General features: G+C 71.1%; 20 protein-coding genes. 2 read left to right on the top strand and 18 right to left on the bottom strand.

Annotated features, from left to right (window positions below):
• Positions 1-44: 44 nt before the first annotated feature.
• Positions 45-977, bottom strand: coding sequence for a methionyl-tRNA formyltransferase (fmt, locus tag ACZ5XS_RS33690; RefSeq protein ID WP_468657777.1), 933 nt, complete (start codon positions 975-977; stop codon positions 45-47).
• Positions 978-1,235: 258 nt separating this feature from the next.
• Here fmt and ACZ5XS_RS33685 point away from each other — a divergent pair, with 258 nt between their 5' ends.
• Positions 1,236-1,778 carry a hypothetical protein gene (locus ACZ5XS_RS33685; RefSeq protein ID WP_217239595.1) on the top strand — a complete coding sequence of 181 codons (543 nt, stop codon included), beginning with the start codon at positions 1,236-1,238 and terminating at the stop codon, positions 1,776-1,778.
• A 270-nt stretch (positions 1,779-2,048) separates the two neighbouring features.
• On the opposite strand, the gene ACZ5XS_RS33680 is transcribed toward ACZ5XS_RS33685, so the two are convergent.
• From ACZ5XS_RS33680 to pyrR, 14 genes are all read right to left on the bottom strand, one after another.
• Positions 2,049-4,202, bottom strand: a complete 2,154-nt coding sequence (locus tag ACZ5XS_RS33680) for a primosomal protein N' (protein ID WP_468657775.1) — start codon at positions 4,200-4,202, stop codon at positions 2,049-2,051.
• 367 nt (positions 4,203-4,569) lie between these two features.
• Positions 4,570-5,778, bottom strand: a complete 1,209-nt coding sequence (metK, locus tag ACZ5XS_RS33675; protein WP_217239597.1) for a methionine adenosyltransferase — start codon at positions 5,776-5,778, stop codon at positions 4,570-4,572.
• Between the two features lie 238 nt (positions 5,779-6,016).
• Positions 6,017-7,219: a bifunctional phosphopantothenoylcysteine decarboxylase/phosphopantothenate--cysteine ligase CoaBC gene (gene coaBC / locus ACZ5XS_RS33670; RefSeq protein ID WP_468657773.1), complete on the bottom strand. Its 1,203-nt coding sequence runs from the start codon at positions 7,217-7,219 to the stop codon at positions 6,017-6,019.
• Between the two features lie 124 nt (positions 7,220-7,343).
• The gene (rpoZ, locus tag ACZ5XS_RS33665; protein ID WP_003988945.1) at positions 7,344-7,616 is read right to left on the bottom strand and encodes a DNA-directed RNA polymerase subunit omega; all 273 of its coding nucleotides are present in this window, start codon (positions 7,614-7,616) and stop codon (positions 7,344-7,346) included.
• A 38-nt stretch (positions 7,617-7,654) separates the two neighbouring features.
• Positions 7,655-8,212: a guanylate kinase gene (gene gmk / locus ACZ5XS_RS33660; protein WP_217239599.1), complete on the bottom strand. Its 558-nt coding sequence runs from the start codon at positions 8,210-8,212 to the stop codon at positions 7,655-7,657.
• Positions 8,213-8,273: 61 nt separating this feature from the next.
• A complete protein-coding gene (locus ACZ5XS_RS33655; RefSeq protein ID WP_003977346.1) occupies positions 8,274-8,597 on the bottom strand; it encodes an integration host factor in 324 nt (107 codons plus the stop codon).
• Between the two features lie 276 nt (positions 8,598-8,873).
• Complete coding sequence (gene pyrF / locus ACZ5XS_RS33650) at positions 8,874-9,713, bottom strand: orotidine-5'-phosphate decarboxylase (protein WP_468657771.1); 840 nt, start codon at positions 9,711-9,713, stop codon at positions 8,874-8,876.
• The gene (locus tag ACZ5XS_RS33645; RefSeq protein ID WP_468657769.1) at positions 9,710-10,816 is read right to left on the bottom strand and encodes a quinone-dependent dihydroorotate dehydrogenase; all 1,107 of its coding nucleotides are present in this window, start codon (positions 10,814-10,816) and stop codon (positions 9,710-9,712) included. Before ACZ5XS_RS33645 ends, pyrF begins: the two co-directional genes overlap by 4 nt.
• Before the next feature lie 63 nt (positions 10,817-10,879).
• Complete coding sequence (carB, locus tag ACZ5XS_RS33640; RefSeq protein ID WP_468657767.1) at positions 10,880-14,188, bottom strand: carbamoyl-phosphate synthase large subunit; 3,309 nt, start codon at positions 14,186-14,188, stop codon at positions 10,880-10,882.
• The gene (carA, locus tag ACZ5XS_RS33635; protein WP_468657765.1) at positions 14,181-15,335 is read right to left on the bottom strand and encodes a glutamine-hydrolyzing carbamoyl-phosphate synthase small subunit; all 1,155 of its coding nucleotides are present in this window, start codon (positions 15,333-15,335) and stop codon (positions 14,181-14,183) included. Before carA ends, carB begins: the two co-directional genes overlap by 8 nt.
• Positions 15,332-15,901 carry a PH-like domain-containing protein gene (locus tag ACZ5XS_RS33630; RefSeq protein ID WP_468657763.1) on the bottom strand — a complete coding sequence of 190 codons (570 nt, stop codon included), beginning with the start codon at positions 15,899-15,901 and terminating at the stop codon, positions 15,332-15,334. The genes carA and ACZ5XS_RS33630 overlap by 4 nt, the downstream gene beginning before the upstream one ends.
• Complete coding sequence (locus tag ACZ5XS_RS33625) at positions 15,898-17,184, bottom strand: dihydroorotase (RefSeq protein WP_468657761.1); 1,287 nt, start codon at positions 17,182-17,184, stop codon at positions 15,898-15,900. The genes ACZ5XS_RS33630 and ACZ5XS_RS33625 overlap by 4 nt, the downstream gene beginning before the upstream one ends.
• Before the next feature lie 5 nt (positions 17,185-17,189).
• Complete coding sequence (locus tag ACZ5XS_RS33620) at positions 17,190-18,167, bottom strand: aspartate carbamoyltransferase catalytic subunit (protein ID WP_468657759.1); 978 nt, start codon at positions 18,165-18,167, stop codon at positions 17,190-17,192.
• 81 nt (positions 18,168-18,248) lie between these two features.
• The gene (gene pyrR / locus ACZ5XS_RS33615; protein ID WP_217239607.1) at positions 18,249-18,818 is read right to left on the bottom strand and encodes a bifunctional pyr operon transcriptional regulator/uracil phosphoribosyltransferase PyrR; all 570 of its coding nucleotides are present in this window, start codon (positions 18,816-18,818) and stop codon (positions 18,249-18,251) included.
• 253 nt (positions 18,819-19,071) lie between these two features.
• Here pyrR and bldD point away from each other — a divergent pair, with 253 nt between their 5' ends.
• The gene (bldD, locus tag ACZ5XS_RS33610; protein WP_217239608.1) at positions 19,072-19,575 is read left to right on the top strand and encodes a transcriptional regulator BldD; all 504 of its coding nucleotides are present in this window, start codon (positions 19,072-19,074) and stop codon (positions 19,573-19,575) included.
• A gap of 208 nt (positions 19,576-19,783) precedes the next feature.
• On the opposite strand, the gene nusB is transcribed toward bldD, so the two are convergent.
• Genes nusB through ACZ5XS_RS33595 form a run of 3 tightly spaced genes read right to left on the bottom strand, consistent with a single transcriptional unit; the run spans position 19,784 to position 21,943 of the window.
• The gene (gene nusB, locus ACZ5XS_RS33605; RefSeq protein ID WP_217239609.1) at positions 19,784-20,218 is read right to left on the bottom strand and encodes a transcription antitermination factor NusB; all 435 of its coding nucleotides are present in this window, start codon (positions 20,216-20,218) and stop codon (positions 19,784-19,786) included.
• Between the two features lie 2 nt (positions 20,219-20,220).
• Entirely contained in the window at positions 20,221-20,787 is a 567-nt protein-coding gene (gene efp, locus ACZ5XS_RS33600; protein WP_030038547.1) for an elongation factor P, read from the bottom strand.
• A gap of 49 nt (positions 20,788-20,836) precedes the next feature.
• Entirely contained in the window at positions 20,837-21,943 is a 1,107-nt protein-coding gene (locus ACZ5XS_RS33595) for an aminopeptidase P family protein (RefSeq protein ID WP_468657756.1), read from the bottom strand.
• Between the last annotated feature and the right edge of the window lie 144 nt (positions 21,944-22,087).

The following is a 22,087-nucleotide window of genomic DNA, read 5'->3' as shown; positions in this document are numbered from 1 at the left end:
TTCAGAGGGGATACCCGCCAAGGGTAAGTCCGTGGCCCCTCGTATCACGCGCCGAGGGTCTCGCCGTCACCGATGCGCACCCCGCGCGCCCAGTCGGCGGCCTTCATCGGCTTCTTGCCCTGGGCCTGCACCCACACAAGCTCGACGGCGTAGGAGCCCGTGCCGACGTGGACGTCGTTCTTGCCGACGGAGAGCACGCCGGGGGCCAGGTCGGTCCGCTGGGGCACGGGCCGGGCCTGGATGAGCTTGAGCCGTTCGCCCCGGAAGACCGTCCAGGCGCCGGGCGCCGGAGTGCACCCGCGCACCACCCGGTCCACCCGCAGCGCCGGCGTCGCCCAGTCCACCCGGGCGTCCTCGACGGTGATCTTCGGGGCGAGGGTGATGCCCTCGGCGGGCTGCGGTACGGCCTTCAGCGCGCCGTCCGCGATCCCGTCCATGGTCGCGGCGAGCAGCCCCGAGCCCGCGAAAGCGAGCCGGGTCAGCAGGTCGCCGCTGGTGTCGGTGGGCCGGATCTCCTCGGTGACCGTGCCGTAGACGGGCCCGGAGTCGAGCCCCTCCTCGATCAGGAAGGTCGAGGCGCCGGTGATCTCGTCTCCCGCCATGATGGCGTGCTGCACCGGGGCGGCCCCGCGCCAGGCGGGCAGCAGCGAGAAGTGCAGGTTGACCCAGCCGTGGGCGGGGATGTCGAGGGCCACCCTGGGCAGAAGCGCGCCGTAGGCGACGACGGGGCAGCAGTCCGGGGCGATCTCCCCGAGCCGCTCCAGGAACTCCGGATCCCGCGGCCTGACCGGCTTCAGCACCTCGATCCCGGCTTCCTCGGCCCGCTGGGCGACGGGAGAGGCGACCAGCCTCCGCCCACGTCCGGCCGGCGCGTCGGGCCGCGTGACGACGGCGGCCACCTCGTGCCGCCCGGAGGCGAGCAGAGCGTCCAGAGCGGGAACGGCGACCTCGGGGGTACCGGCGAAGACGAGCTTCATGGGTGGGTTCGGGCCTCTCGGGCGGGGGCGGGGCGGGCAACGCCCAAGTCTATGACCACGTATGGAACAGCGATGGGGGACCAACCCGACGCCCGGGATCGAGGCGCAGACCCCCCTCCGGGGGCGTACGCATATGCCCATACGCCCCCGGTGCGTGACCAGCGGAGCACAGACGCGTTGGTCAAGACAGAGTTGACCAACGCGGGCCGTACATCGCGCGGCCCGATCCTTTTCATCGCCGGTTCGAGAGGCTTGTTCATGGCCGACCACGCAACCCACGACGCCCAGGCTCGGGCCAGCCTGCACTTGCTGGTGCGGGACATCGAGCGGGTCCGCCGGCAGGTGGACGCACTGCGCACGCTCACCGCCCAGCTGGGCAACGTCTACCGCCCGCGCCGCTCCGGCCCGTCCACGGGCTTCGTCGTCTACGGACGCGCCCCCGCCCCGACGGTCCGACTCGCCCAGGAACTGCGGGACAGTGTCGAGACGCTGGTCACGGCCGCCGTGGACTTCGACCGCTCGCTCGGCTTCTCGTGGGACGCGGTGGGTTCCGCCCTCGGAGTCACCAAGCAGGCGGTGCACCGCCGTTACGGCGCGCGCCGCGCCACGGCCCAGACGGTGACCGAGCCCGAGCGGACCACGGACGCCGCGCCTTCCCGCACGGTCAACGTGGGCTCCGGCATCACCACCGTGCCCACGGTCCCCGCCGCACGCTCGATGCCGTCCCAGCCGACGGCAGGCAGCCCGTCCCTTCGCGACGAGGCCAGGCCGACCGCCTTCCCCGCCCCCCGCAACGGCTGACCGATCCCCTTCCCTGCCCTCCCGGCGCATCCGGGAGGGCAGCCGCATGTCACGGGTCTCCACCGCGCGCGACCGCGTTTCCGGCGCGCGTGAACGCTCTGCGCGCAGCACCGCTTTCCAGCGCAGCACCGCGTCCCGGCCCGCCACCGCGTCCCAGCCCGTCACCGCGTTCCGGCGTATCGAGGCACCGAGGCATCCCTGGCGGCCTCGTTGCCCAGACTCCCGGCGGCCAGGTCCGGACCGCCGCGGCGGCCGTCGTCCCCCTCCGCCTCAGCCGATGTCGGGCGGATCGATCCGCACCCGGACCCCCGCCTCCCCGCCCCCACGCGCCATCCGCGCCGCCTGCGCGGCCTTCAGCGCGGACGCCAGCGCCGACCCCGTCCCCGGCGGCACCCGGATCAGCGCCCGCTCCCAGTGCTCCCCGGGCGGCGGCGCCCCGGCCCGGCGCGGACGCCCGGCGGTCGTGACGGGCACCGGCACGGGCCCCAACACCTCGGCCTCCGAGGGCAGTTCCACCGCCCCCAGGAACTCGGCGAGCGCCTCCGCGGGCGCCGACACCGCCGCCATCCGCGACACCGGGGGAAATCCCAGCTCGGCCCGCTCCGAGAGCTCCCGCACCGCATGGCCGACGGGGTCCCATCGCACGAGGGCCTGCACGGGCCGCAGCGTGGGTTCGGCGACGATCACGACCGTGCCCCCCGCACCCTGCGGCCGCACCAGCGCCGCCGCCCCGAGCCACCGCCGCAACGCGTCCTCACCGGCGCGCAGATCGGGTCGCCCGAGCATGGCCCAGCCGTCCAGCAGCAGCGCGGCCGCGTACCCGCCCTCGGCGACGGGTTCGGCCCCCGGTGTGCTCACCACCAGTGCGGGCGCCGACGCCACGGTGTCCAGCACCTGCTCGCGTCCGGAGGTCCGCACCGGCACGGCCGGAAACGCCCGCCCCAGCTCCTCCGCGGTCCGTCGCGCCCCCACGACCTGCGCCCGCAGCCGGAACGCACCGCACTCCGGACAGTGCCAGGCACCCTCGTCGCGCCCGCACCACCCGCACCGCAGCGCGGCACCGGACTCCTGCGCCTCCAACGGCCCGGCGCAGTGCCGACAGCGCGCGGGCGCCCGGCAGTTGGCGCACGCCATCCGCGGTACGTACCCCCGCCGGGGCACCTGGACGAGCACCGGCCCCTGCCGCAGCCCCTCCCTGACGACCTGCCAGGCGAGGGTGGGCAGCCGGGCGGCCCGGGCGGCCTCGTCCCGGGCGAGATCGCCGTCACCGACGGTCCGGACGAGCGGAGCGGCGCCCCGCACCTGCTCCCGCCCGGCGACGAGCGGCCGGGCCCATCCGCTCTCCACGAGCTGCGCCGCCTCGACGGTGCAGCTCCAACTCCCCAGCAGGAACGCGCACTTGTCGAGCGCGGCCCGCAGCAGCAGCACCTCCCGGGCATGGGGCTGGGGCGCGTGCTGCTCGCTGTGGCTGTCGTCGCCGTCCTCCCAGATGGCGACCAGCCCGAGATCCTGAACGGGGGCGAACATGGCGGCCCGCGTGCCGATGACCGCCCGTACGGAACCGCGTCGCACGGCCAGCCACTCCCGATACCGCTTCTCGGGCCCGGCGTCGGCGGTGAGCACGGCGTGCCGCCCCTCCCCCAGCAACGCCGTCAACGCGGCGTCGGCCCGCGCGACCGCCCGCCCGTCCGGCAGCACCACCAGCGCGCCGCGCCCGGAGGCCAGCGTCGCCGCCACGGCCCGCGCCAGCTCCTCGCTCCACTGCGGCCCGGGCAGCGCGTTCCACACGGCCCGCGGGGCGCCCCCCGAGGCCAGCGCCTCCACGAACGCCGCCCCGTGCTCGTACCGCTCCCAGGACCCCGCCTCGGGCGCGCTCGGCGGCGGCAGCGGCGCGGGCGACGGCCGCTGCTCGGCCCTCGCGCTGCGCGGCGGAACGGCAAGCTGCAGGACGTCGGCAAGACTCCCGGCGTACCGATCGGCGACAGCCCGCGCCAGCCCCAGCAACTCCTCGCCGAGCACCGGTTCCGGCGACACGACCTGGGCCAGCGCGGCAAGCGGCCCGGAGTAGTCGGACTCGGCGAGCCGCTCGACGAGGAACCCGTCGATCAGCCCGCCACCCTCACGCCGGCCGTCCCGCACCCGGTGCCGCCCGGCCCCGAACCGCACCCGCACCCGCACCCCGGGCTGCGCGTCGGCGTCCAGCTCCTCGGGCACCGCGTAGTCGAAGTACCGGTCGAGATGCAGCACTCCCTTGTCCACCAGCACCCGGGCGACGGGCAACTCCTTGGCCAGCGCGGCCCCGCGCCAGGTCCGCGGCTTGGCCCGGGGCTTCTTCGCCTGCCGCACACTGTCCCGGATGAGCGCAAGCTGCTCGGGCGGCGCCCCTTCGGCCCCACCGTCCACCGACCCGTTCTCGCTGCTCACACCTGCATTCTTACCAAACGCGACTGACAACCGACGACGCCCAAGGCCTTGGACGGCAACGCCGAGCACTCCGCCGCGGGCCACGACGAGCGCGCTCCGTGCGCCGGCCTCGAGAACGTGCGGCTCCACCGGGCAAGGCCGCCTCGCCTCGCCGGCACGCTTCGCGGAGTACACCGGCCGGCTGGCCCGGAGGCAGGCGACGAATCGGCAGTCCTGCACGGGACCGGCCCGCCGCAGACATCGCCGTGTCGGCCCGTGACCGCCAGTCGGCGTACGCCCTGGACCGACGTGAGCGACGACGACGCGCGACGAGGCCCGGCCCCCACCGGGGGGCCGGGCCTCGAAACGGAGCAGGTCGAGCTACGGTCTACAGCCCCGCGGCCTTCCGCAGCGCGTCCACGCGGTCCGTCTTCTCCCACGTGAACTCGGGCAGTTCGCGGCCGAAGTGGCCGTACGCCGCCGTCTGGGCGTAGATCGGGCGGAGCAGGTCGAGGTCGCGGATGATGGCGGCCGGGCGGAGGTCGAAGACCTCGTCGATGGCCTTCTCGATCCGGTCGGTGTCGACCTTGGCGGTGCCGAAGGTCTCCACGAACAGGCCGACCGGCTCGGCCTTGCCGATCGCGTAGGCGACCTGGACCTCGCAGCGGGTGGCGAGACCCGCGGCGACCACGTTCTTGGCGACCCAGCGCATCGCGTACGCCGCCGAACGGTCCACCTTGGACGGGTCCTTGCCGGAGAACGCGCCACCGCCGTGGCGGGCCATGCCGCCGTACGTGTCGATGATGATCTTGCGACCGGTCAGGCCGGCGTCGCCCATCGGGCCGCCGATCTCGAAGCGGCCGGTCGGGTTGACCAGGAGACGGTAGTTCTCGGTGTCGAGCTTGATGCCGTCCTCGAGGAGGGCCTTGAGCTCCGCCTCCACCACGAACTCGCGGATGTCGGGGGCCAGCAGCGACTCCAGGTCGATGTCCGACGCGTGCTGCGAGGAGACGACGACCGTGTCGAGACGGGCGGCCTTGTCGCCGTCGTACTCGATGGTGACCTGCGTCTTGCCGTCGGGGCGCAGGTAGGGGATGGTGCCGTTCTTGCGGACCTCGGACAGGCGCTTGGACAGGCGGTGCGCCAGGAAGATCGGCAGCGGCATCAGCGTGGGCGTCTCGTCGCACGCGTAACCGAACATCAGGCCCTGGTCACCCGCGCCCTGGCGGTCCAGCTCGTCCTCGTCGCCCTCGACCCGGGACTCGTAGGCGGTGTCGACGCCCTGCGCGATGTCCGGGGACTGCGCGCCGATCGACACCGAGACGCCGCAGGAGGCGCCGTCGAAGCCCTTCTTCGAGGAGTCGTAGCCGATCTCCAGGATCTTGTCGCGCACCAGCTGGGCGATCGGCGCGTACGCCTTGGTCGTTACCTCTCCGGCCACGTGCACCAGGCCGGTCGTGATCAGCGTCTCGACGGCGACCCGGGAAGTCGGGTCCTCCTTCAGGAGCGCGTCGAGAATGGTGTCGCTGATCTGGTCAGCGATCTTGTCGGGGTGACCCTCGGTCACGGACTCCGAGGTGAACAGGCGACGGGACACAACGCTCCCTGGGGTTGCAGCGGCTGCTGGCTGATCATTGGCGGACGGTCGGGGGCTGCGCCCGGCGTCGTCCGAGAACAGTTTATCGGTCGTACTCGGCCACCGGCCTCCCCGTCTCGTCTCTCGGGAGGGCTGTGACCTGCGGCACAGGCATTCTGCCCAATGGCGAGCGAGCTTGGCCAGGGGCGCCACGCCCCAATCTGCGGGGCTCGAGCGATCCTTGGGCGTAAAGAGACGGTCAGCCCAGGCGTTCGGCCACCAGGTCCCACACGGTTTCGGCCAGGGCTTCCTTCGGGCCGTGCGGGACCGGCGTCTCGCTGCCGTCGGCGCCCAGCACGAGGGCCTCGTTCTCCTCGGAGCCGAAGGTCTTGCGCTCCCCCACCTCGTTCACCACGAGGAGGTCGCAGCCCTTGCGCCGCAGCTTCGTACGGCCGTTGGCCAGCACGTCGTCCGTCTCGGCGGCGAAGCCGACGACCACCTGCCCGGGGCGGGCGCGGTCGGCGGAGATCTCCGCGAGGATGTCCGGATTCCGTATGAGCACGATGGGGTCGGGGTCCTGGCCGTCCTTCTTCTTGATCTTTCCGGCGGCGTACGTCTGCGGCCGGAAGTCGGCCACCGCCGCGGCCATGACGACCACGTCGGCGTCCGCGGCGGCCTTCAGCACCGCCTCCCGCAACTGTACGGCCGTTCCGACCGGGACGACGTCCACGCCCGCCGGGTCGGGCAGGCCGGTGTTCGCCGCGATCAGCGTGACCCTGGCCCCCCGCGCCGCGGCGGTGCGGGCGAGGGCGTAGCCCTGCTTGCCGGAGGAGCGGTTGCCGAGGAAGCGGACGGGGTCGAGGGGTTCGCGGGTGCCGCCGGCGCTGACGACGACGTGCCGGCCCGTGAGGTCGGGTTCGGTGACGCCCCGGGCCAGGACGCGCCGGCAGACCTCGAAGATCTCGGCGGGATCGGGCAGCCGGCCCTTGCCGGTGTCGACGCCGGTCAGGCGGCCCACGGCCGGTTCGACGACCACGGCGCCCCGGCGGCGCAGCGTCGCCACGTTCTCCCGGGTGGCCGGGTGTTCCCACATCTCGGTGTGCATCGCGGGCGCGAAGACGACCGGGCAGCGGGCGGTGAGCAGGGTGTTGGTGAGGAGGTCGTCGGCGAGGCCGTGGGCCGCCTTGGCGAGCATGTCCGCGGTGGCGGGGGCGACGACCACCAGGTCGGCGTGCTGGCCGATGCGGACGTGCGGCACCTCGTGGACGTCGTCCCAGACCTCGGTGGAGACCGGGTGGCCGGAGAGCGCGGACCAGGTGGCGGCGCCGACGAAGTGCAGGGCGGAGGCGGTGGGCACCACCCGGACGTCGTGCCCGGACTCGGTCAGTCTGCGCAGCAGCTCACAGGCCTTGTACGCGGCGATGCCACCGCTGACGCCCAGAACGACCTTCGGCTTGTCCACCGTTTCTCCCCGCACCTCGGAAAACGTACGCCGCGGCTCCCGCCGTACACGACTCCATCACACACCACAGGCCCGGCAGTCGCGCTGCCGGGCCTGTGGAAAAGCTCACCGCAAGCTGAAAATGCTACTGCGCCGGGCCTTCGACAGCCTCGGACGTCAGCAGACCCGCGTTGATCTCGCGCAGGGCGATCGACAGCGGCTTCTCGTGGACGTGGGTGTCAACGAGCGGGCCGACGTACTCGAGGAGACCCTCGCCGAGCTGCGAGTAGTACGCGTTGATCTGGCGGGCCCGCTTGGCCGCGTAGATGACGAGGCTGTACTTCGAGTCCGTGGCCTCGAGAAGCTCGTCGATCGGCGGGTTGATGATGCCCTCGGGCGCGGAGATGGAAGAGGACACGCTCTACCTTCCGATGGATGGGAAAAGATCAGTCATGATCACACAACTTCCATCAAGGCTAGCAGCTCGCGCGCTACATCCTCGACGGAGGTGTTGACCAGGGTCACGTCGAACTCCGGCTCGGCCGCCAGTTCGATCTTCGCCGCCTCCAGGCGGCGCTCGATCACCTCGGGCGGCTCGGTGCCTCGACCGGTGAGTCTGCGCACCAGCTCCTCCCAGGAGGGCGGAGCCAGGAACACCAGCTGGGCGTCCTTCATGGACTCGCGGACCTGCCGGGCACCCTGGAGGTCGATCTCCAGGAGCACGGGCTCGCCCGCCTCCAGGCGCTCCAGCACGGCCGCACGCGGCGTGCCGTAGCGGTTGCCGGCGAACTCGGCCCACTCCAGCAGCTCACCGTTGGCGATCAGCTTGTCCATCTCCTCGTCGGTGACGAAGAAGTACTGGACTCCGTGCTTCTCGCCAGGACGAGGCTTGCGGGTCGTCGCCGACACCGAGAGCCAGACCTCGGGGTGTTCCTTGCGCATATGAGCGACGACCGTGCTCTTGCCGACCCCGGAGGGGCCGGAGAGCACGGTCAGCCGCGGACGTTCACTCATGCAGCGATTATTCCAGCAATCCCGGAGTGCCCGGGACTCCCTTCCCGGAGTGACCCGGGGTTCAGGAGCCGGTGCTGCCGAACTCACGTTCCAGGGAGGCGATCTGGTTGGAACCGAGGCCGCGCACACGGCGGCTTTCGGAGATGCCGAGTCGCTCCATGATCTGCTTGGCGCGGACCTTGCCCACGCCTGGCAGGGACTCGAGCAGCGCGGAGACCTTCATCTTGCCGATGACGTCGTTCTCCTGGCCCTGCTTGATGACCTCGTGCAGGGAGGCGCCGGAGTGCTTGAGTCGATTCTTGACCTCGGCCCGCTCCCGGCGAGCCGCGGCGGCCTTTTCGAGCGCGGCTGCGCGCTGTTCAGGGGTAAGGGGCGGAAGAGCCACGCCTACGTCACCTCGGATGTCGAACTGTCGGATACGGACCGGTGAGGAACCTAGTCGCCCCACACCTGGGGAGCTACGAGCAACACGCTTGCCCGTTCGCTCTCGTCGGAGACTAGCGGCCAAGTGCGCCAGAGTCAGCGAGAACAGCGGAAAAGTCCTGGTCAGCCTCCGCCAGGCCGGACATTTCAGACATATTGCCCAGGATTTGAGGATGTATTCAGACTCAAGTCGGCTCCGGACCACTCATCGGAGGACTCGAGCACCGAGGCGAAGGCCTCAGGCGGCCGCCACCGCGGCCCGGATCTCCTCCGCGAAGCGGTCCGCGGCGTCACGCAGTGCGACGACGTCGGGACCGTGGCGCAACACACCCCGGCTGACGTTCGGCACGACGTTGCGCACGACCGCACCGAAAACGCCCGGAAGGTCGGCCGGAGTGGCCCCCTGGGCGCCGATCCCGGGCGCCAGGAGCGGCCCGTTGATGTCCAGGTCGTACGACGACAGGTCGCCCAGCGTGGCGCCCACGACGGCCCCGAAGGACCCCAGGGGCCCCTCTCCCGCGTTCTCGGCGGCCAGGTGGGCCAGCATCGTCGCTCCGACGTCGCGGCCGTCGGCGCGGACCGCGTGCTGGACCTCGCCGCCCTCCGGGTTCGACGTCAGGGCGAGCACGAACAGGCCCGTGCCGGTCTCCCGCGCCAGCTCGACGGCCGGCCCGAGCGAGCCGTAGCCGAGGTACGGCGAGACGGTCAGCGCGTCGGAGAACAGCGGCGCGTCCTTGAGCAGGAAGGACTCGGCGTACGCGGCCATGGTCGAGCCGATGTCGCCGCGCTTGGCGTCCATCACGACCAGCGCGCCTGCCGCTCGCGCCTCGGCGACCGTCTTCTCAAGGACGGCGACGCCTCGCGAGCCGAAGCGCTCGAAGAAGGCGCTCTGCGGCTTGAGGACGGCGACCCGGTCGGCCATCGCCTCGACGACCGTGCGGCTGAACCGCTCCAGGCCGGCCACGTCGTCGTTCAGGCCCCACTCGGTGAGCAGGGCGGCGTGCGGGTCGATGCCTACGCACAGCGGGCCGCGGTAGTCCATGGCGCGGCGCAGCCGGGCACCGAAGGGCTCGGTCATGCCGTCTTCCTCACGTCGGCGCCGACCGCGTCGGCGAGGGTCGCGTAGGGGCTCGTGCGCAGACGCGCGGCGAGTCCCTTGTGGATGGCGCGGCCCCAGAAGGGGCCCTCGTAGATGAAGGCGCTGTACCCCTGGACCAGTGTGGCGCCCGCCAGGATGCGCTGCCAGGCGTCCTCGGCGTTCTCGATGCCGCCGACGCCCACCAGGGTGATCCGGTCGCCCACGCGCGCGTAGAGGCGGCGCAGCACCTCCAGGGAACGCGCCTTGAGGGGCGCTCCGGACAGCCCGCCGGTCTCCTTCACCAGGCCTGGCGCGGACGTCAGGCCGAGGCCCTCGCGCGCGATGGTGGTGTTGGTGGCGATGATCCCGTCCAGGCCGAGCTCGACGGCCAGATCCGCGACCGCGTCGACGTCCGCGTCGGCGAGGTCCGGCGCGATCTTCACCAGGAGCGGGACGCGGCGCGAGGTGGCCGCGCGGTCGGCGGCCTCGCGGACGGCGCTCAGAAGGGGCCTCAGCGCCTCGGTGGCCTGGAGATTGCGCAGCCCCGGGGTGTTCGGCGACGACACGTTCACGACCAGGTAGTCGGCGTACGGGGCCAGCCGCTCGGCCGACTTCACGTAGTCGCCGACGGCCTCCTCCTCCGGGACGGCCTTGGTCTTGCCGATGTTGACGCCGACGACGGTCCTGAAGACGGGCGTGCGGGAGGCCAGGCGGGCGGCGACGGTCAGCGAGCCGTCGTTGTTGAAGCCCATGCGGTTGATCAGCGCGCGGTCCTTCACGAGCCGGAACAGCCGCTGCTTGGGGTTGCCGGGCTGCGCCTCCCCCGTGACCGTGCCGATCTCGACGTGGTCGAAGCCGAGCATCGACATGCCGTCGATGGCGACGGCGTTCTTGTCGAAGCCGGCGGCGAGCCCGAAGGGGCCGTGCATCCGCAGCCCGAAGGCCTCCGTGCGCAGCTCCTTGTGGCGGGGCGCGAGGGCGGCGGCGACGAACGTCCGCAGGACGGGGATCCGGACGGCGAGCCGGATCCAGCGGAAGGCCAGGTAGTGGGCTTTCTCGGGGTCCATCCGGGTGAAGACCAGACGGAAGAAGAGCTTGTACATCGCGAGAGTCCTCTGGGGTCCTCATGAAGAGGGGGACACCTTCCGGTGTCCCCCTCAGGGCTGCTAGTCGCGGGCCGCGGTCAGGTGTCGCGCGTGTTCCTGGAGCGATCGGACGCCCACGTCTCCGTGGTTGAGGGCGTCGATGCCCTGGACGGCCGCCGCGAGCGCCTGGACGGTCGTCAGACACGGCACGGACCGCGCCACGGCCGCCGTACGGATCTCGTAGCCGTCGAGGCGGCCGCCGGTGCCGTACGGGGTGTTGACGATGAGGTCGACCTCGCCGTCGTGGATGAGCTGGACGATGGTCTTCTCGCCGTTCGGACCGGTGCCCTCGGACTGCTTGCGCACGACCGTGGCGTTGATGCCGTTGCGCTTGAGGACCTCGGCCGTGCCGGAGGTGGCGAGCAGCTCGAAGCCGTGGGCGACCAGTTCGCGCGCCGGGAAGATCATCGAGCGCTTGTCGCGGTTGGCGACCGAGATGAAGGCGCGGCCCTTGGTGGGCAGCGGGCCGTAGGCGCCGGCCTGCGACTTGGCGTACGCCGTGCCGAAGACCGAGTCGATGCCCATGACCTCGCCGGTGGAGCGCATCTCCGGGCCGAGGACCGTGTCCACGCCCCGCCCGTGGATGTCGCGGAAGCGCGACCACGGCATGACGGCCTCCTTGACGGAGATCGGCGCGTCGAGCGGGAGTTCGCCGCCGTCACCGGTCGCCGGGAGCAGCCCCTCCGCGCGCAGCTCGGCGACGGTCGCGCCCAGGGAGATCCTGGCGGCGGCCTTCGCCAGCGGCACCGCGGTCGCCTTCGAGGTGAAGGGGACGGTGCGGGAGGCACGCGGGTTGGCTTCGAGGACGTACAGGATGTCGCCGGCCATCGCGAACTGGATGTTGATCAGGCCGCGGACGCCGACGCCCTTGGCGATGGCCTCGGTGGAGGCCCGCAGGCGCTTGATGTCGAAGCCGCCGAGCGTGATCGGCGGCAGCGCGCACGCCGAGTCGCCGGAGTGGATGCCGGCCTCCTCGATGTGCTCCATGACACCGCCGAGGTAGAGCTCCTCGCCGTCGTACAGGGCGTCGACGTCGATCTCGATCGCGTCGTCGAGGAAGCGGTCGACCAGGACCGGCCGGGAGGGGCTGATCTCGGTGGACTCGGCGATGTACGACTCCAGGCGGGTCTCGTCGTAGACGATCTCCATGCCGCGGCCGCCGAGGACGTACGACGGCCGCACCAGGACCGGGTAGCCGATCTCGTCGGCGATGGCCTTGGCGCCCGCGAAGGTGGTCGCGGTGCCGTGCTTGGGGGCCGGGAGACCGGCCTCGGCGAGCACGCGGCCGAAGGCGCCGCGGTCCTCGGCGGCGTGGATCGCCTCGGGCGGGGTGCCCACGACGGGTACGCCGTTGTCCTTGAGGGCTTGCGCCAGACCCAGCGGGGTCTGGCCGCCGAGCTGCACGAGCACGCCCGCGATCGGGCCGGCCTGGGCCTCCGCGTGGACGATCTCCAGCACGTCTTCCAGCGTCAGCGGCTCGAAGTACAGGCGGTCGGAGGTGTCGTAGTCCGTGGAGACGGTCTCCGGGTTGCAGTTGACCATCACGGTCTCGTACCCGGCGTCGCTCAGCGCGAAGGAGGCGTGGACACAGGAGTAGTCGAACTCGATGCCCTGGCCGATGCGGTTGGGGCCGGAGCCCAGGATGATCACCGCGGGCTTCTCGCGGGGCGCGACCTCGGTCTCCTCGTCGTAGGAGGAGTAGAAGTACGGCGTCTTCGCGGCGAACTCGGCGGCGCAGGTGTCGACCGTCTTGTACACCGGGCGCACGCCCAGCGCGTGCCGCACCTCGCGCACGACGTCCTCGCGCAGCCCCCGGATCTCACCGATCTGCTGGTCGGAGAAGCCGTGCCGCTTGGCCTCGCCGAGCAGCTCGGCGTCCAGGCGCTCGGCGGCGGCGAGTTCGTCGGCGATCTCCTTGATCAGGAACAGCTGGTCCACGAACCAGGGGTCGATCCTCGTGTACTCGAAGATCTCCTCGGGCGTGGCACCGGCGCGGATCGCCTGCATGACCGTGTTGATCCGGCCGTCGGTGGGGCGGACCGAAGCCTCCAGGAGCTCCTTCTTGTCGCCCGTCTCGCCGACGAAGGTGAACTGCGAGCCCTTCTTCTCCAGCGAGCGCAGCGCCTTCTGGAACGCCTCGGTGAAGTTGCGGCCGATGGCCATGGCCTCGCCGACCGACTTCATGGTCGTGGTCAGCGTCGAGTCGGCCGAGGGGAACTTCTCGAAGGCGAACCGCGGGGCCTTGACGACCACGTAGTCGAGGGTCGGCTCGAAGGATGCCGGGGTCTTCTCCGTGATGTCGTTCGGGATCTCGTCGAGGGTGTAGCCGACGGCCAGCTTGGCGGCGATCTTGGCGATCGGGAAGCCGGTGGCCTTGGAGGCGAGGGCCGAGGAGCGCGAGACGCGCGGGTTCATCTCGATGACGATGATGCGGCCGTCGACCGGGTCGACCGCGAACTGGATGTTGCAGCCACCGGTGTCGACGCCGACTTCGCGGATGATCGCGATGCCGATGTCCCGCAGGCGCTGGTACTCGCGGTCGGTCAGCGTCATCGCGGGGGCGACGGTGATCGAGTCGCCGGTGTGGACGCCCATCGGGTCGAAGTTCTCGATGGAGCAGACGACCACGACGTTGTCGTTCTTGTCGCGCATGAGCTCCAGCTCGTACTCCTTCCAGCCGAGGATGGACTCCTCCAGGAGCACCTCGGTGGTGGGAGACAGTGTGAGGCCCTGACCGGCGATCCGGCGCAGCTCCTCCTCGTCGTGCGCGAAGCCGGAGCCGGCGCCGCCCATGGTGAAGGAGGGACGGACGACGACGGGGTAGCCGCCGAGCTGCTCCACCCCCTTCAGCACGTCGTCCATCGAGTGACAGATGTAGGACCGGGCGGACTCGCCGTGCCCGATCTTCTGGCGGACGGCCTCGACGACGTCCTTGAAGAGGTCGCGGTCCTCGCCCTTGTTGATCGCTTCGACGTTGGCGCCGATCAGCTCGACACCGTACTTCTCCAGCACACCCTGCTCGTGCATGGAGATCGCGGTGTTGAGGGCGGTCTGGCCCCCGAGCGTCGGCAGCAGCGCGTCCGGCCGCTCCTTGGCGATGATCTTCTCGACGAACTCGGGGGTGATCGGCTCGACGTAGGTGGCGTCGGCGATCTCCGGGTCGGTCATGATCGTCGCCGGGTTGGAGTTGACCAGGATGACGCGCAGGCCCTCGGCCTTGAGGACGCGGCACGCCTGGGTGCCGGAGTAGTCGAACTCGGCGGCCTGGCCGATGACGATCGGGCCGGAGCCGATGACCAGGACGGACTGGATATCGGGGCGCTTAGGCACGCTGGCCCTCCATCAGGGATACGAAGCGGTCGAACAGGTAGGCGGCGTCGTGCGGGCCGGCTGCCGCTTCGGGGTGGTACTGGACGCTGAAGGCGGGGCGGTCGAGGAGCTGGAGCCCCTCCACCACGTTGTCGTTGAGGCACACGTGGGACACCTCGGCGCGGCCGAACGGGGTGTCGGAGACCTTGTCCAGCGGGGCGTCGACGGCGAAGCCGTGGTTGTGCGCGGTGACCTCGACCTTGCCGGTGGAACGGTCCTGCACCGGCTGGTTGATGCCGCGGTGGCCGTACTTCAGCTTGTACGTGCCGAAGCCCAGCGCGCGGCCCAGGATCTGGTTGCCGAAGCAGATGCCGAAGAGCGGGGTCCCGCGCTCCAGCACCGCCCGCATCAGCGCGACCGGGTGGTCGGCGGTGGCCGGGTCGCCGGGCCCGTTGGAGAAGAACACGCCGTCCGGGCCGGCCGCGTACACCTCCTCGACCGACGCCGTCGCCGGCAGCACGTGCACCTCTATGCCGCGCTCGGCCATGCGGCGCGGGGTCATGCCCTTGATGCCGAGGTCGATCGCGGCGACGGTGAACTTCTTCTCGCCGATCGCCGGGACGACGTACGTCTCCTTGGTGGCGACCTCCGCGGAGAGGTCCGCGCCCTTCATCTCGGGGGCCTGGCGGACCTCGGTGAGCATGGTGTCCTCGTCGGGCAGCGCGTGGCCGGAGAAGATGCCGACGCGCATGGCGCCGCGCTCGCGCAGGTGGCGGGTCAGCGCGCGGGTGTCGATGCCGGAGATCCCGACGACACCCTGCCGGCGCAGCTCGTCGTCGAGCGAGCGGCGGGAGCGCCAGTTGGACGGCACGCGCGCGGGGTCGCGCACGACGTATCCGGCGACCCAGATCTGCTTCGACTCGTGGTCTTCGTCGTTGACGCCGGTGTTGCCGACGTGCGGGGCGGTCATCACGACGACCTGGCGGTGGTACGACGGGTCGGTGAGCGTCTCCTGGTAGCCGGTCATCCCGGTGGAGAACACGGCCTCGCCGAAGGTCACCCCCACGGCCCCGTAGGCACGGCCGCGGAAGGTGCGGCCGTCCTCCAGGACGAGTACGGCGGGAGGCGCCTTCGTGTCGGAAGCGATTCCCTTGGCGGAGGTCGTCATCGTTCGGCGCCTTCCCTGGTGGTTGTTTTGATCATGGAGTTAATGACGTCGACCCACTCGTTGTGCTCGGCCGCGCGCTCGGAGCGGAACCCGGAGTCGAGCAGCCTCTCGCCGTGCGCCCAGGTCACCACGAGCAGTCCGCCCTCGGTCAGCACCTTGCCGGCGATGCCCTTGTCGAGCCGGGCCTCGCGCAGCGCCTCGAGAGGGACGAAGAAGTCCGTCGCTCCCGGACGTACGACGTCCAGCCCCGCGTCCGTCAGCGTGAGCTCGACCCGGCTGCGGGTGCCCAGGCCGTGCGCCACGATGCGGTCGAGCCAGTGACCGGCGGTGGTGGAGCCGTGGTAGCGGCCGCTCATCGTCAGTCTCGCCGCGCCGGGCTCCTGCGGCGCGGTGGGCAGCTCGGGCAGGTCGCCCTGGAGGGTGCCGCGCCACTTCCAGCCCTCGCGCATCAGCCAGTAGACGAGCGCGACGAACAGGGCGAGGCCGACCAGCCAGCCGATGCGGGCGGCCCAGTCGGTGACCTGAGCCGATTCCTTCTCGGCGGCCAGCAGAATTACAGGTGTCACGTGAGCTTCCCGTCGACGAACGTGGCCTTGCCCCGGAGCCAGGTGTGCGTGACACGGCCCGGCAGCTCGCGCCCCTCGTAGGGCGTGTTGCGGCTGCGCGAGGCGAAGCCCGCGGGGTCCACGGATCCACGGTATTCCGTGTCGACGAGAGCGAGGTTGGCGGGCTCACCTGCCGAGACGGGACGGCCGTGGCCCTTGGCCTGCCCGATCCGGGCCGGCGCGAAGGACATACGGTCGGCGACCTGCGCCCAGTCGAGCAGTCCGGTGTCCACCATCGTCTCCTGGACCACCGACAGCGCCGTCTCCAGACCGACCATGCCCATGGCGGCCGCGGCCCACTCGCAGTCCTTGTCCTCGTGCGGGTGCGGGGCGTGGTCGGTGGCCACGATGTCGATCGTGCCGTCGGCGAGCGCCTCGCGCAGCGCGAACACGTCGCGCTCGGTGCGCAGCGGCGGGTTGACCTTGAAGACCGGGTTGTACGTCCGTACCAGCTCGTCCGTGAGCAGGAGGTGGTGCGGGGTGACCTCGGCGGTGACGTCGATGCCGCGGGACTTGGCCCAGCGCACGATCTCCACCGAGCCCGCGGTCGACAGGTGGCAGATGTGGACGCGGGAACCGACGTGCTCGGCGAGCAGGACATCCCGGGCGATGATCGATTCCTCGGCCACCGCCGGCCAGCCCCCGAGCCCCAGCTCGGCGGAGACGACGCCCTCGTTCATCTGGGCGCCCTCGGTCAGCCGCGGCTCCTGCGCGTGCTGGGCGACGACCCCGCCGAACGCCTTCACGTACTCCAGCGCCCGGCGCATCATCACGGCGTCGTCGACGCACTTGCCGTCGTCGGAGAAGACGGTGACGCCGGCGGCCGACTCGTGCATGGCGCCCAGCTCGGCGAGCTTCTTGCCCTCCAGGCCGACGGTGACGGCACCGATGGGCTGGACGTCGCAGTAGCCGTGCTGCTGTCCCAGCCGGTAGACCTGCTCGACCACTCCGGCCGTGTCGGCCACCGGGAAGGTGTTGGCCATGGCGAACACGGCGGTGAAGCCGCCGGAGGCGGCCGCGCGCGTGCCGGTCAGCACGGTCTCGGAGTCCTCGCGGCCCGGCTCGCGCAGGTGGGTGTGCAGGTCCACGAGACCCGGCAGGAGCACCTTGCCGTCGGCGTCGACGACCTCCGCGCCCTCGGCCGGCAGACCGACGCCCACCCCGGCGATGGTCGCGCCGTCGATCAGCACGTCCTGCGGCTCGCCGCCGAGCACCTTCGCACCACGGATCAGGATCTTGCTCATCTGTCTTACTTCTCCTCGGTACGGGTGTGGCTGACGGCGGGTTCGTTGCCGCCCAGGAGCAGGTAGAGGACGGCCATCCGGATGGAGACCCCGTTCGCGACCTGCTCGACGACGGTGCAGCGGTCGGAGTCGGCGACCTCGGCGGTGATCTCCATGCCGCGGACCATCGGACCGGGGTGCATCACGATGGCGTGCTCGGGCATCCGCGCCATGCGCTCGCCGTCGAGGCCGTAGCGCCGCGCGTACTCGCGCTCGGTCGGGAAGAACGCGGCGTTCATCCGCTCCCGCTGGACGCGCAGCATCATCACCGCGTCGGACTTGGGAAGCGTGCTGTCCAGGTCGTACGAGATCTCGCAGGGCCAGGTCTCGACGCCGACCGGCACCAGGGTGGGCGGGGCGACGAGGGTGACCTCGGCGCCGAGGGTGTGCAGCAGGTCGACGTTGGAGCGGGCGACCCGGCTGTGCAGGACGTCGCCGACGATCGTGATCCGCTTGCCGTCGAGGTCCTGCCCGAGCCCGGCATCCCGGCCGACGAGCCGGCGGCGCATGGTGAAGGCGTCCAGCAGCGCCTGCGTGGGGTGCTGGTGGGTGCCGTCACCGGCGTTGATGACGGCCGCGTCGATCCAGCCGGAGTTGGCCAGGCGGTACGGCGCTCCGGAGGCGCCGTGCCGGATGACGACGGCGTCCACGCCCATGGCTTCCAGGGTCTGGGCGGTGTCCTTCAGGGACTCGCCCTTGGACACGCTCGACCCCTTGGCGGAGAAGTTGATGACGTCGGCGGACAGGCGCTTCTCGGCGGCCTCGAAGGAGATCCGGGTCCGGGTGGAGTCCTCGAAGAAGAGGTTGACGACGGTACGGCCGCGCAGGGTCGGCAGTTTCTTGATCGGCCGGTCGGCGACCCGGGCCATCTCCTCGGCGGTGTCGAGGATCAGGACGGCGTCGTCGCGGGTGAGGTCGGCGGCCGAGATGAGATGACGCTGCATCTGTCAGGCTCCGTAAGGCAGTTCAGGAGAATGCGGGCATGCAAGCGCGCGGTCGCGCACTCAGGGGCGTACCGCTGGGCGCTACTGCTCGCCCGGGGCGGCCGGCTTCACCCCGAGCAGCACGGTGTCGCGACCGTCCTCCTCGGCGAGCTGGACCTTGACCGTCTCCCGCAGTGACGTGGGGAGGTTCTTGCCGACGTAGTCGGCGCGGATGGGCAGTTCGCGGTGGCCTCGGTCCACGAGGACCGCGAGCTGGACCGCGCGGGGGCGCCCGATGTCGTTCAGGGCGTCGAGGGCGGCTCGGATGGTGCGGCCGGAGAAGAGCACGTCGTCGACGAGGACGACCAGTCTGCCGTCGATGCCGTCACCGGGGATGTCGGTACGGGCCAGCGCACGCGGCGGGTGCATGCGCAGGTCGTCGCGGTACATGGTGATGTCGAGGGAGCCGACCGGGATCTTGCGGTCGGTGATCTCCTGGAGCTTGGCGGCGAGCCGCTGGGCGAGGAAGACGCCCCGCGTCGGGATGCCGAGGAGCACCACGTCGTCGGCGCCCTTGGCGCGCTCGACGATCTCGTGGGCGATGCGGGTCAGTACCCGCGCGATGTCAGGGCCTTCGAGAACCGGCCTTGCATCGGACGCTTGAGTGTCCATAGAAAACGGACCTCCTTCTCCGCCTCACGGGACGGACCTTAAAGGACGTCGGATTTGCGCCATCCACGGTAGCAGGCCCGGACGGCGTCCCAGATCACCCCCCTGGCCCAACCGGTCACCGATACCACGGAAGCGTCGGTGCGGACCATTCGGCTTGACGCGGCAGAGTAACGCTGCGTAACCTCACAGTGAGTTACCAGCCGCGCGGCACGGAACAGACCCAGCCGCGTCGACACAGTGTCCGGGGAGCTATATGTCCAGCGAATACGCCAAACAGCTCGGGGCCAAGCTCCGGGCCATCCGCACCCAGCAGGGCCTTTCCCTCCACGGTGTCGAGGAGAAGTCCCAGGGGCGTTGGAAGGCCGTCGTGGTCGGTTCGTACGAGCGTGGCGACCGCGCCGTGACCGTGCAGCGACTCGCCGAGCTGGCGGATTTCTACGGCGTTCCGGTGCAGGAGCTGCTGCCGGGCACCACTCCGGGCGGGGCCGCCGAGCCGCCGCCGAAGCTGGTCCTGGACCTGGAGCGGCTGGCACACGTGCCGGCCGAGAAGGCGGGTCCCCTCCAGCGGTATGCCGCCACGATCCAGTCCCAGCGCGGTGACTACAACGGCAAGGTGCTCTCGATCCGTCAGGACGACCTGCGCACACTCGCCGTCATCTACGACCAGTCGCCCTCGGTCCTCACCGAGCAGCTGATCAGCTGGGGCGTCCTGGACGCCGACGCGCGGCGTGCGGTCGCCTCCCACGAGGACAGCTGAGCCGCTTCTCATCTGAGCAGAAACGTGCCGCCGGGGTGGCCGGAACTTCACGGTTCCGGCCACCCCGGCGGCTTTCTGCGGGCCTGAAGGCCCCCAGAGGCACGGGAACGCCATCAGGCGCACCAGGAACGCCAGAGGGCCCACAGCATCACTGCTGTGGGCCCCTCGGCAATGCGTACCTCTGGCGCCAGGTCTGTCCTGGGCTCGTCTACGCCTGGTCGCGGCGCAGCGAGGGCTTGAGGTCCTTGAACCGGCCGAGCAGGCCGTTCACGAACGAGGGCGACTCGTCCGTGGAGAACTCCTTCGCCAGCTGCACCATCTCGTCGAGCACGACCGCGTCCGGCGTCTCGTCCGCCCAGATCAGCTCGTAGGCGCCGAGGCGCAGGATGTTGCGGTCGACGACGGGCATCCGGTCGAGCGTCCAGCCGACCGAGTACTGGGCGATCAGCTCGTCGATGCGCGTCGCGTGCTGCGCGTACCCCTCGACCAGCTGCATCGTGTACTCGCTCACCGGCGGCTGCCGGGTGTCTCCCCGGGAGAGCCGGATCCAGTCCGCGAGGACGGTCAGGACGTCCGCGTCGCGCTGGTCGCCCTCGAAGAGGATCTGGAAGGCGCGCTTGCGGGCCGTATTGCGGGCAGCCACGGTTAGCTGTTCACCCGGCCGAGGTAGTCGCTCGTGCGGGTGTCGACCTTGATCTTCTCACCGGTGGTGATGAAGAGCGGGACGTTGATCTGGTGACCGGTCTCCAGGATGGCGGGCTTGGTGCCACCGGTGGAACGGTCGCCCTGGACGCCCGGCTCGGTCTCCTGGATGACGAGCTCGACGGCGGCGGGCAGCTCGACGAAGAGTACCTCGCCCTCGTGCTGCGCGACGGTGGCGGTGAAGCCCTCGATCAGGAAGTTGGCGGCGTCACCGACGGCCTTGCGGTCGACCATGAGCTGGTCGTAGGTCTCCATGTCCATGAAGACGAAGTACTCGCCGTCCATGTAGGAGAACTGCATGTCGCGCTTGTCGATCGTGGCCGTCTCGACCTTGACGCCGGCGTTGAACGTCTTGTCGACGACCTTCCCGGAAAGCACGTTCTTCAGCTTGGTGCGCACGAAGGCCGGGCCCTTGCCGGGCTTGACGTGCTGGAACTCGACGACGGACCACAGCTGGCCTCCGTCGAGCTTGAGCACCAGGCCGTTCTTGAGGTCGTTCGTGGAAGCCACGGTTGCGGAATCTCCTGGACTGACGTGGACGACCCCGGCGCACGCGCGGCTAAAGCGCGAGCAGCTCCTTGGTCGTGATGGTGAGTAGCTCTGGGCCGCCGTCCGCCTCGGGGCGGACGACGAGCGTGTCATCGATCCGGACACCGCCCCGGCCCGGGAGGTGGACCCCCGGTTCGACGGTGACCGGCACGCAAGCGTCCAGTTTACCCATGGCCGCGGGGGCCAGCTGCGGGTCCTCGTCGATTTCGAGTCCCACACCGTGCCCCGTCAGGGCCGGAAGGCTTTCCGCGTACCCCGCGGAGTCCAGCACCTGGCGTGCGGCACGGTCCACGTCGCGGTAGGCGGCGCCGGGGACCAGGCTCTCCCGGCCGGCCCGCTGAGCGGCGAAAACCAGGTCGTACAGCTCGATCTGCCAGTCCGCCGGGGACGTACCGATGACGAAGGTGCGGCCGATCTCGCACCGGTAGCCGCGATAGGTCGCGCCGAGGCAGACGGAGAGGAAGTCGCCCTCCTCGACCCTCCGGTCGGTGGGGCGGTGGCCGGGTCTGCCGGAGTTCGGGCCGGTGCCGACGGAGGTCGCGAAAGCGGGGCCGTCGGCGCCGTGGTCGACGAGGCGGCGTTCCAGTTCGAGAGCCAGGTGACGTTCGGTGCGGCCGACGAGGATGGACTCCAGCAGTTCGCCGAGGGCCTGGTCGGCGATCTCGGCGCCGATCCTGAGGCAGGAGATCTCCTCCTCGTCCTTCACCAGGCGCAGCTGCTCCACCCCGCCGCCCAGGTCGGCCAGGCGCAGCCGGGGCACGACCGAGCGGATGGCGCGATGCCGGGCGACGGTCAGGTGGTGCTCCTCGACGGCAAGGGACTCGCCGCCCTGCCCGGCCGCGAGGTCGGCCGCCGCGACGGCGGGATCACCGCCGGAGCCGGACAGCCGCTGCACGCGCAGCGCCTCGTCGGGCCGCCCGTCCGCGGGGCGGTCGTCCGGCGGGCCGGGACACAGCAGCAGGTCCTCGATCCTGCCGAGCAGCAGGACGGCGCCGCGCGGGGCGGTGCCGGCGAGGTAGCGGACGTTGGCGGGGCGGGAGACCAGCGCGGAGGAGCTGCCGCCGGCTTGGCAGCGTTCCCGTAGGCGGGCTCGGCGGGCAGCGTAGACCTCTGACATGACACGAGCGTAGGAGGGGTGCCCGGATTGTGCTGGTTGGGAGGGTGCCGTTTGGGGGACCGCGGTGCGTGATCCCGTTGTTTTTCCGGGTGCGGGCCGGTGGGGGCCGGCCGCGCCCACGCGGCGGAGCCGCATGTCGGTACG

The sequence above is a fragment of the Streptomyces sp. NPDC033131 genome (assembly GCF_055578365.1).
Note: the sequence above shows the minus strand (reverse complement) of the source record. Positions and strands in the feature narration are given on the sequence as shown.